Source organism: Aurantimonas sp. C2-5-R2, from assembly GCF_036549495.1.
In the GTDB taxonomy this organism is placed as follows: Bacteria; Pseudomonadota; Alphaproteobacteria; order Rhizobiales; family Rhizobiaceae; genus Aurantimonas; species Aurantimonas coralicida_A.
Genome location: NZ_JAZHLJ010000254.1, coordinates 1 through 940, shown reverse-complemented (window position 1 = coordinate 940; position 940 = coordinate 1). Strand labels below are relative to the sequence as shown.

2 pseudogenes are annotated in these 940 nt (G+C 67.9%); both read right to left on the bottom strand.

Annotated elements, in window-relative coordinates:
• Nucleotides 1–677, bottom strand: a pseudogene (locus VQ044_RS25365) (Tn3 family transposase); the annotation flags it as partial.
• Nucleotides 678–704: 27 nt separating this feature from the next.
• Nucleotides 705–940: pseudogene (locus tag VQ044_RS25985) on the bottom strand (transposase); the annotation flags it as partial.

Here is a 940-nt window from a genome sequence, read left to right as displayed (position 1 = left end):
AGCTTGCGATCCGACAGACGTGGAATCCGCGGCTCGAACGACAGTCCCAACAGATGCATCACGGCAAAGACGATATCCGACACGCCACCGCCGTCGACATGGAGTGCGGCGATATCAACGCTGCTTTCGTGGCCGAGGATTCCGTCCATCGAATGGATGGCCTCGCCGGCGGTGCCGGAGATCACCTTGTCGTGGAGGGGCGCCTGGCGCCCGGTGATCGTGGTGTAGATCTTGACGATCGCATCACGCCCGTAGTGGGCGTTGACGGCGCCGCCGGCCTCGCCGGGGCCGCCGAGATAGAAGGCCTGCCCGTCCGCCGATACCCGCCACCCGTCGCCGAACCAGGCCGACAGCGGCTCGGCGTGGATCGCGTCGGTGAGGGAGGCGAGAGCCGCCCGGAACGTCTCCTCGCGCATGTGCCACGTCTGCATCCGCAACAGGGCCCGGCGCGAGCCGGCGCCGCAGACTTCGGCCATGCGGGACAGGCCGAGNGCGTCGGTGAGGGAGGCGAGAGCCGCCCGGAACGTCTCCTCGCGCATGTGCCACGTCTGCATCCGCAACAGGGCCCGGCGCGAGCCGGCGCCGCAGACTTCGGCCATGCGGGACAGGCCGAGATTGGTCGCCTCGGCAATGAGCGTCGCCATGAAGGCCCGGGTGTCGGCGGGAGGCAGACCTGTCGTGACATGGCCGAAGTGGCTGGTGAACCCTGTCCAGTGGTCGACCTGGTCGAGCATGTCGGTAATGCGCAGGCGTCCGATCACCGACGGCGACAGGTTCGGGGCGTCCCTTCCCAGCAGCGCAGCAAGGGCCTCCTGGAAATCGCCGGTCGAGATGCCGCGCAGGTAGAGAACCGGCAGCAGTGCATCGAGGCTCTTCGTTCGCCGCGCCCATTTCGGCAGGATCGCGGAGGTGAAGGTAATGCGGTCCTGCTCCGGCCCAT